At 61.2% G+C, this 8608-nt stretch carries 10 protein-coding genes, 1 pseudogene and 1 riboswitch; of the genes and pseudogenes, 5 read left to right on the top strand and 6 right to left on the bottom strand.

Features of this window, described 5'->3' with window-relative positions:
- Window positions 1-673: GAF domain-containing protein (locus Y705_RS16250; protein ID WP_081737660.1), on the top strand; the 673-nt coding region annotated here is incomplete at its 5' end.
- Window positions 674-885: 212 nt separating this feature from the next.
- On the opposite strand, the gene Y705_RS23345 is transcribed toward Y705_RS16250, so the two are convergent.
- Window positions 886-1080, bottom strand: a complete 195-nt coding sequence (locus Y705_RS23345) for a sigma factor-like helix-turn-helix DNA-binding protein (RefSeq protein ID WP_081737662.1) — start codon at window positions 1078-1080, stop codon at window positions 886-888.
- Window positions 1081-1253: 173 nt separating this feature from the next.
- Window positions 1254-1330: riboswitch (Fluoride riboswitch) on the top strand.
- Window positions 1331-1348: 18 nt separating this feature from the next.
- Here Y705_RS23345 and Y705_RS23450 point away from each other — a divergent pair.
- The 3 genes from Y705_RS23450 to Y705_RS0100540 all read left to right on the top strand — a co-directional run bounded on the left by Y705_RS23450 (window position 1349) and on the right by Y705_RS0100540 (window position 3270).
- The gene (locus Y705_RS23450) at window positions 1349-2032 is read left to right on the top strand and encodes a CrcB family protein (protein ID WP_081737659.1); all 684 of its coding nucleotides are present in this window, start codon (window positions 1349-1351) and stop codon (window positions 2030-2032) included.
- The gene (gene crcB / locus Y705_RS0100545) at window positions 2029-2418 is read left to right on the top strand and encodes a fluoride efflux transporter CrcB (protein WP_026531460.1); all 390 of its coding nucleotides are present in this window, start codon (window positions 2029-2031) and stop codon (window positions 2416-2418) included. The genes Y705_RS23450 and crcB overlap by 4 nt, the downstream gene beginning before the upstream one ends.
- 225 nt (window positions 2419-2643) lie before the next feature.
- A complete protein-coding gene (locus Y705_RS0100540) occupies window positions 2644-3270 on the top strand; it encodes a cation efflux transmembrane domain-containing protein (RefSeq protein ID WP_026531459.1) in 627 nt (208 codons plus the stop codon).
- Between the two features lie 258 nt (window positions 3271-3528).
- Here the strand turns inward: Y705_RS0100540 and Y705_RS0100535 are convergent, their stop codons facing one another.
- The 3 genes and pseudogenes from Y705_RS0100535 to Y705_RS23440 all read right to left on the bottom strand — a co-directional run.
- A complete protein-coding gene (locus Y705_RS0100535) occupies window positions 3529-4284 on the bottom strand; it encodes a ZIP family metal transporter (RefSeq protein WP_026531458.1) in 756 nt (251 codons plus the stop codon).
- Window positions 4285-4415: 131 nt separating this feature from the next.
- Window positions 4416-5276 carry a potassium transporter TrkG gene (locus Y705_RS23445; RefSeq protein ID WP_343212700.1) on the bottom strand — a complete coding sequence of 287 codons (861 nt, stop codon included), beginning with the start codon at window positions 5274-5276 and terminating at the stop codon, window positions 4416-4418.
- A gap of 92 nt (window positions 5277-5368) precedes the next feature.
- Window positions 5369-5572, bottom strand: a pseudogene (locus Y705_RS23440) (TrkH family potassium uptake protein); the annotation flags it as partial.
- On the opposite strand from Y705_RS23440, the gene Y705_RS23435 reads away from it, so the two are divergent.
- Window positions 5493-5783, top strand: coding sequence for a hypothetical protein (locus tag Y705_RS23435; protein ID WP_343212701.1), 291 nt, complete (start codon window positions 5493-5495; stop codon window positions 5781-5783). The pseudogene Y705_RS23440 and the gene Y705_RS23435 sit on opposite strands and share 80 nt — an antisense overlap.
- A gap of 225 nt (window positions 5784-6008) precedes the next feature.
- On the opposite strand, the gene Y705_RS0100525 is transcribed toward Y705_RS23435, so the two are convergent.
- Both Y705_RS0100525 and Y705_RS16240 read right to left on the bottom strand, forming a co-directional pair.
- Window positions 6009-6683, bottom strand: a complete 675-nt coding sequence (locus Y705_RS0100525) for a response regulator (RefSeq protein ID WP_026531457.1) — start codon at window positions 6681-6683, stop codon at window positions 6009-6011.
- On the bottom strand, window positions 6680-8155 hold the full coding sequence (locus Y705_RS16240) for a sensor histidine kinase (RefSeq protein ID WP_253908421.1): 1476 nt from the start codon (window positions 8153-8155) through the stop codon (window positions 6680-6682). The genes Y705_RS0100525 and Y705_RS16240 overlap by 4 nt, the downstream gene beginning before the upstream one ends.
- Between the last annotated feature and the right edge of the window lie 453 nt (window positions 8156-8608).

Raw genomic sequence — 8608 nt, 5'->3', positions numbered from 1 at the left:
GGCAGAGTTCGAGATCGATGCCTACCTCAACGGCTTACTTGTTCTGCCGGCACTGGAGCGTGATTTGCTCGCAGCTGCGGCCAACGACCTGCTTGAGGCCGCTTCCTCCACTGTGCGGGTGCCGTCCAGTGAGGACGGGACACCGCAGTACTCGCCCGAGGAGGTCCGTCGCTTACTGGGAGCCGCGGGCGCTTTCCTGCTCACCTCGGCGGAAGCCGAGAAGGAACGACTAAACGCGCTCACCCGGACACAGCTCCTGGACAGCCCGGCTGAAGAGCGGTTCGACCGGATCACCCGGTTGGCGAGAGAACGTTTCCAGGTCAGCACCGCGACGGTCTCCCTGATCGATGATTACCGGCAATTCCTCAAATCCGTGGCCGGAACCCTTACCCAGGACCTGCCGAGGAACATCTCGTTCTGCCAGATCACGATCCGCAATCAGGGCCTGCTCGTGGTCAACGACGCCCGAACCGATACGAGGTTCGCCTTGAATCCGCTGGTCACCGGGGAGCCCTACATCCGTTTCTACGCCGGCTACCCGCTCAAAGGCCCCGGCGGGTGGACCATCGGAACCCTGTGCATCATCAACCAAGAACCCCGCGACTTCACGGCAGAGGACGGACAGGCTTTGCGGGAACTCGCCGAAGCCGCTCAACACGAAATCAACCCTTAACCGCATCCTTCACGCGAGAAATCTGGGCATTCCGGCGGGATCATCACGGTTGACCTCGCGGAAGACAAGAACATGCACAGCAGTTTCTCTGCGCCGACACGGACCAAGAGAAGCGCTTCCCCGATCTTGAATCGGGAATCTTCCCTGTCAATGCCTCCGGTTTTGGCTTCGGTGCTGCGGGTTATGACGCACCCGGACCTGGTCTACTAGTGTCAGGTGACTTGCAGGCTGAGACTGAGCCGCTTGATCCCGTCGCGGATGCGTGTTTTCGCTGTGGGGAGGGGGAGGCCAAGGTGCTCGGCGACTTCGCTGTAGGTCAGTCCGGTGTAGAAGGCCAGGTGGATCGCTTCTCGCTGAAGAACAGATAAGACCTTTAAGGATTCAGTGACGGCTGCTGGCTGTGACAGGTTGGAGTGGCCCCGGTCGGACGGCCATTACTGGCCTCACTGGATGTCGTGTTTACTTGCTCGGATTGAGAGAGTGGTTGGATGCCACCCGAACCTGCTGGGTAGCGTTTCACTTTGATGGCCTGCGCTGGCGCGGTGCTTCTCGATTGGCTTGCAATGACTCTGGAGGTAGCATCGGTTGCGGTGATGGATCCCGCCAGAGCACGTCGTTGCTCGAACCGCCAGAGAGGCTGATGGTTCCTACCTTTCTTTAGAAGGTAGGTGGCTCATGCCCACGAGTGGTCAACCAGATCCCACTTCCCACCGTCATCAGGCCGGCGACCAGATTAATGGGGACGGCCTTCCCTTAGATCGTGATGTTGATGCTGTCGAACCGTCTGGTTCCCGGGCAGGCACTGCAGGCACCCGGTCCAGAGGTGAGCAGGTAGCAACGCGTGCCGCGCATCAGCGGGTTGGGCTTATCGTGGTGGTCTTCCTCGGTGGCTCGCTTGGTACCGGTTGCCGGTACGGGCTCTCCCAGGTCATGGGCTCTCCCACCGGGTTCCCCGTAGCAACCCTGGTGGCAAACATCTGTGGAGCGTTTCTGCTCGGGGTTCTCCTTGAGGCGTTGAGTAGGAAAGGGCCTGATCATGGACGCCGGCGGATGCTTCGTCTCCTGCTCGGGACGGGCTTCCTTGGAGGCTTCACTACCTACAGTTCCTTCGCGGTGGAAGCCATCATGTTGCTGTCCGCGGGGGACATGGTGCGAGCTGTCATCTATGTCATGTCCACCGTTTTCCTCGGCGCGATCGGCAGTGCCACCGGCATCTTGGCCACCGCTACCTATCACCAGCACAAACACCACGCTGAAACCGTCTTTGATGCCGCGCCGGTTGCTGGGGGGAGCTCTGGCGGTTCTCGTGAGAGCGCAATTGATGAGGTTCTGCGCGGCGAGGATCGGGGCGGTGTATGAGCGCGGGACTGGTGGTGGCCCTCGCCCTCGCCGGTGGGGTCGGTGCGGTGGTGCGGTTCGTCCTGGACAGCATTTTGCGATCCCGTCTGGAAACTTCGGTGCCGGTGGGAACAATGACCATCAACATCACCGGCTCCTTTGTGCTGGGGATACTCCTCGGTGTTGCCGGTTCCCACCCCGATCTGCACCCGCTCTATCTGATTGTCGGCGTCGGCTTTCTGGGCGGATATACCACCTTCAGCACCGCGAGTTTCGAAACCGTACGGCTCATTCAGGCCAAGAATTTCGTCGCTGCTCTCCTGTCCGGGGTGGGAACGCTCGCTCTGGCTCTGAGCGCTGCCGTATTAGGTCTATGGCTCGGCAATTGGGCGGGCGGCCTGTGGTGACGGTGGGGATGACTGTTGATCGCCCATCATGGGCAGAGAATCCGATCCGGCCTCCTGCCCTGGTCTGACTCGGCAGCGCCCGCGATGGGGTGTGACCGGTCGAGGGCGGAATGTTGCGCTTTGACGGGTTGTGACCCGTGGAGGCGATGATGGAGAACAACGGATTGATTGTGGTCATGGTTCAGGCCGCTCCGTCTCCTGTTCCGCCGAGGTGAAGGCTGTGTGATGCCCGAACGACGTTCCCGTACTCTTGCTCAGCGGCTCAAGGTCGCGGTTCTTATCGTCGCAGGGCTTAACTTTGCTTACTTCTTCGTCGAGGTCACGGTCGCTCTGTCGATCGGGTCGGTGTCCTTGTTTGCTGACAGTGTCGATTTCCTTGAAGACACGGCCATCAATCTGTTGATCTTCGTGGCCTTGGGGTGGTCGCTGCGGGCGCAGGCTCTGGCGGGGAAAACCATGGCGCTCATCATCCTGATTCCCGCCCTGGCCGCGGCGTGGCAGGCCTTCACGAAATTCGGCGACCCGGCCCCGCCGGATCCGTTGGCCCTGCTCCTTACTGCTGGCGGGGCGGTAGTGGTGAACCTCGCGTGTTCTTTTGTCCTGGCCCGGTTCCGCCACCACAACAGCTCCATGGCCCGGGCAGCGTTCCTGTCCGCCCGTAATGATGTCCTGGTCAATATTGCCATCATCGCCATGGGAATCATCACTGTTTGGAGCAGGTCGGGATGGCCTGACCTCGTTCTGGGGCTTGTCATCATCGTCGTCAATGTCAGCGCCGCAAAGGAAGTCTGGGAAACAGCCCAGGAAGAACACCTCGCAGCCAAAGCTCTCGCCGGTGAAGACATCGACTAAGTGAACCTGCTTCCCTGCCCACGCTTGTCAGGAGTTGATGTGCTGATTTCTCGTGTGGGCGAGGCGGTAGGGCTCTGTACGGGTCTGCCTTGATGTTTTCGCCAACGGTGAGTCGGTGGACGATCGCTGCGCAGAAGTCCGAACCGTCCGTGGCCACGCCGGGGAAGGCGTCGATGGGTTGTAGCCGGTACTGCGGGCAACATCGCCAGCACCTCTTCAAGAGGAGTGCCCGAAGTGGGGCTCGTCGAGGTGGAGGGTTTATCCTCCGAGCTCGCTGATGGTGAACGCCGTGAGGAACCCGATGGCGGCGATGAGGCCGGTCAGGAGGTGATGTTCCTCGAAAGCTTCGGGGATCATCGTGTCCGCCAGCATCGCCAGAATCGCTCCGGCGGCAACGCCGGTGATAGCTGCAATCAATCCGGCCGGCGCCCCCTGCAAAGCTGCGAAGCCAATCAAGGAGGCGATTCCGGAAAGCATTGCGATGCCTCCCCAAACCCCGAAGACATACCCCGCGCTCCGGCCCGCCTTCTTCATGCCGGCAGCGCTGGAAAGTCCTTCAGGAAAATTTGAGATAAAGACCGCGGCGAGCATCGCCGGGTTCACGGCGCCGACCGTGGCAACTCCCACACCCAGAACCACCGATTCCGGAACACCGTCAAGAAGCGCACCGATGGCGATGGCCGTCCCGCTGCCCGACTTTTCCTCTTCGGAGAACTGGTGATTCCCAGACCGCTTGCGATGTTTAGCTCCCGCCCTGACGAGCAAAGCGTTTGCCCCCACATACACCAAGGCGCCGCCCAGGAAACCCGTCGCCGTGGGCCATAAACCACCCACCTCAACTGCTTCATCCACGAGGTCAAACGCCAAGGCCGAGATCAACACACCCGCGCCGAAGGCCATGACCGAAGAGACAATTTTCGACGGAATCGTCCATCTCCACGAAACGGCGCAGCCCAACACCAAGGCTGCCCCGCCAACAGTTCCCCAGACCAGGGCCATCAACCACAACGGCATCACACGCCACCTTTCTCCATTCAACCGCGGCAACAATACCGCCACAGCGTGCGCCTCACCCCCTCCCGGCCGTTCCGGAGGGACTGTAAGAAAAACGGTGTGTGAGGGTGCAGTTCCTAGCCAGTGGTGGGTTAGCCGATGATGGGTCGTTCCTGGGGGAGTTTGTAGAGAACGGGCCGGGAGGTGAGGGCCAGGGCGGCGGCTACGGTGATGGTGCCGATGCGGCCGATGAACATTAGTGCCATGAGGACGAGTTCGGCGCTGGCGGGTAGTTCGTAGGTGATGCCGGTGCTGAGCCCGACGGTAGCGAAGGCTGATATTGATTCGAACAGTACCTGGTCCAGGCTGTACTCGGTGGAGACGAGCAGGAGGAGGGTTCCGAGGACTACTGCTGCGATGCCTAGTAGTGCGACGGAGAGTGCTTGGCGTTGTACTGAGGAGCTGATGGAACGGTGTCCGATGGTGACTTGTTCACGGCCGCGTACTTCGTTCCAGATCGCGAAGGCCAGGACGAGGAACGTGGTGATTTTGATGCCGCCGGCTGTTCCTGCGCTGCCGCCTCCGATGAACATGAGGATGTTGGTGATGAGCAGTGTTTCCGGTGCTGCGTCACCGTAGTTGATGCTGTTGAATCCGGCGGTGCGGGGGAAGACGCCGCCGGCGATTGATGCGACGATCCGGCCCCCGGTGGAGAGCGGGCCGAGGGTTTCGGCTCGGTCCCATTCGAACCAGGCGAAGAGCCCGGTGCCGAGGATCAGGAGGAGGAGGGTGCCGTAGATGGTGAGGCGTACGTGCACGCTCCAGCCCTTATGGAAGGTGCGGCCACGCAGCAGTTCGATGATGACGGGGAAGCCGATGCCGCCTGTGATGACGGCGATACAGATGGGGAGGATGATCCAGGGGTCGGTGACGAAGGGGATGAGGTTGTCGCTGAAGAGTGAGAATCCTGCGTTGTTGAACGCAGAGATGGAGTGGAAGGCGCGCCGTGCCATGCGGCTGTGGGGAGGTCATCGTCGTAGGCGATCCGGAACCGTGCAGTGAGAGCCAGTGCTGTGGCAGCTTCAAAGACCAGCATGATCTTGGCGACCCGGATCAGGACGCCTCGTACGTCGCCGAAGTTGAGGGTGTGGCTTTCGGATTGTGCGATGAGTTGGGAGCGTAGGCCCAGACTTTTGCGCACCAGCAGCGCCAGGAGGGTTGCCAGGGTCATGATGCCGAATCCGCCGACCTGGATCAGGGCCAGGATCACGGTCTGGCCAAACGGCGTCCAGAAGGTTGCGGTATCCACGGTGATCAATCCGGTGACGCAGACGGCTGATACGGCGGTGAAGAGTGCCGGCATGACGATTTCCTGGCTGCCGGGGGTTCTTGAGAGGGGAAGCATCAGCAGAGCGGCGCCGAGAAGTATCGCGGCCAGGAACGCGAGCGGTACAAGCCGGACCGGGCTGATCGCTTCGAGCTTGATCCGGTTTTTCACCTTGATAGCAGCCAACGGCTGAAGACTCCATCACCACTCGACGCCCGTGACGATCACGGCTTCTAAAGGCTCACGCTATGGCGTTCCAGGCACCCAACCGGCCGGTCTTAACGGATTCTTAACGGTCAAATTCAGGGGGGAACAGGGAAGCGAAATGCCACGCTCGTTCCGCGATCGGTTCAGTGCCCGGTTTCCTGCAGCCGGGCGCGCGATCGATTGAATAGTGTCGTGTAGTCGGCGGGGGTAGCTAGGGCTCGAACCGGTATCCCATGCCGCTTTCGGTGATGAAGTAGCGGGGTCGGGTCGGGTCCGGTTCGAGTTTGCGCCGCAGTTGATTCAGGTAAACCCGCAGGTATTGAGCTTCGCGGGCATACGCGGGGCCCCATACTTCCAGTAAAAGTTTTTGCTGTCCGACGAGTTGGCCAGGGTTACGCACCAGCAGTTCAATGATTTTCCACTCTGTGGGAGTGAGGCGAACCTGCTCTCCGTCGCGCTCGGCTTTGCGGACAGCGACGTCCAGGCGGAAATCTTTGGTGGTGACGACAGGTGTTTCTGGTGCTGGGACGGAGCGTCGTTCGGCGGCCCGTAGGCGGGCTAGCAGTTCCTCGAGGCCGAAGGGTTTGGTGACGTAGTCATCAGCTCCGGCATCGAGGGCTTCGACCTTGTCTTCTGGGCCGTGGCGTGCGGATAGGACGATGATCGGCACCTGGCTCCAGGTGCGAAGAGTGGTGATGACCTGCACGCCGTCCATATCTGGAAGGCCGAGATCGAGGACTACCAGGTCCGGGCGGTACTCGGTTGCTGCTGTGAGCGCGGATGTGCCGTCATTAGCTGTCACCGGATGGTAACCGTGGGTGCGCAGGTTGATCTGGAGGGCGCGCAGGAGCTGCGGTTCGTCTTCGACGATGAGGACTGTGATCACTGCCTCACGCCTGTCGAGAGGGGGAGCCGGACGACGATGGTCAGTCCACCGCCGGGGGTGGGTTCGGCGATCAGTTCACCGCCCATCACTTCGGTAAATCCTCGGGCGACAGCCAGTCCCAGTCCCACCCCCGTAGCGCCTGTGTCATCTAACCGTTGGAATGGTTGAAACATGCGCACGATGCCGTCCCGGTCGACGCCGCCTCCGTGGTCACGGATACGTAATTCACTCGCTGGGAAGTCGTTGACGGTGCCGGCGACCAACGTGGTGATCTCGACGTCGGAATCACCCGCGTATTTCTGCGCGTTCTCGGCGATGTTGGCGATGACGCGTTCAAGCATTCCGAAGTCGGCCTGCACGGTTGGTGTGTTGGGTGCCAACAGAATCGTCATGTTCCTGGAGGGCGTGCCCTGCAGGGCGGCGGCTACTACGTCCGTCCAATGCACGGGTCCCAGGTGCGCGGTGACTGCGTCGCCGGTCAGCCGGGACATGTCGAGCAGATCATCGATCAGTGATGCCAGCCGGTCTGATGAGGTTTCGATGGTGCCGAGCAGTTCGGCTTCTTCCGCGGGGGTGAAGTCGATGCCCTGCTGCCGGAGGCTGGTGACCGCAAGTTTGATCGCCGCGAGAGGAGTGCGTAGGTCATGGGAGACTGCTCGGAGGATCGCGGTCCGCATGACATTTCCTTCGGCCAGGCGGCGATTCTCCTCGGTGCTGGCCAGGAGTTGCTGGCGTTGCCGTAGCGCTGCCAACTGCGAGCCGAAAGCGACCAGCAGCCGCTGTTCCCGCCCTGTCAGGGCGCGGCCGTACAGCACCAATTCCAGGCCATCGGGGAGGCGTGTGCTGGCATCACCGCCACCGGACGGGCGAGGTGTCGCCGGACCGCCGCCACCGGGGAATGTTACCTGTTCGCCGTCCAGGGCAAGCAACGTCGAGGTACTGGCCTCAACAGGACGGGCGGAGCTCTCGTCATTACTCGGTGCGTATATTGCTGCTCCGGCCATGCCGAAGTGGGTGCGTACATGGTGGAGGAAACCCTGCAGAGTGTCCTCCGCGGCGAGCACTCCCCGAGCGAGCTCTCCAAGAGTCGCGGCATCAGCGGAGGCGTTGGCAGCCTCCCGGGACCGTCGGGCAGCGAGTCCGACCACCAGTGATACGGCGACCGCAACGGCCACGAAAATGAGGAGAGTGAGCAGATTCTCGGGATCGGCGATCTCCAGGGACCCGAACGGCTGAGTGGAGTAGTAGTTGAGAATGAGGCTGCTCCACAGCGCGCCCAGCAGCGCCGGCCATAACCCGCCCACCAGTGCAACAGCCACCACGCCGGCAAGCTGAAGGAGAACATCGGCGGCAAGGAAGTCACTCCCCGCCGCGAACATTCCCCACTCCAGCAACGGCGGAAGCGTCAGTGCCAGAACGAATCCGGCCACGGTGCGCACACGGCCAAGTTCGGGTACCGCCAATGTTGCCATGCCGGAATTCTCGCAGGTCATACGGAAACCCAAACCATCAAGACCGTCGAGTATCGCCAACAGTCCAGCTCGAGACGGTTTCGGTCAGACTGTAATCCGACCCGCATGCCGATGGTGCAGTGCGACGGTCGAGACCGTATGACTATGCACTTAGCCGCATAACTGCGTGTGTCTGGCTCGAGCTAAGTGATAAGTGATAAGTCATAGCAAATCTCGGCGCGACATCTGGAATTGTTTGACCTGCATTTCAAGGTTCTCAGCTGTTGTCGAAGGCCATGCGCTAGCCCACCAGGCCTACCGTCTCGATGAAGTCTTCACCGGGGTGCCCCTATGCTTTTGGTCAAGCTGCTGGAAGGGCTTTTTCCTTGTAGAGCGTCCCGTTTCGGAGCCTCGCGTGGATAACGGGCTCATCGTAATTGAGAGTGTAGGTGGGTCCTGAAGCCGCCTGATTCG

Source organism: Arthrobacter sp. H41 (genome assembly GCF_000520535.1).
Taxonomy (GTDB): Bacteria; Actinomycetota; Actinomycetes; order Actinomycetales; family Micrococcaceae; genus Arthrobacter_D.
The sequence above is the reverse complement of the archived record's forward strand: the minus strand, read 5'-3'. Positions and strand labels throughout refer to the sequence as shown.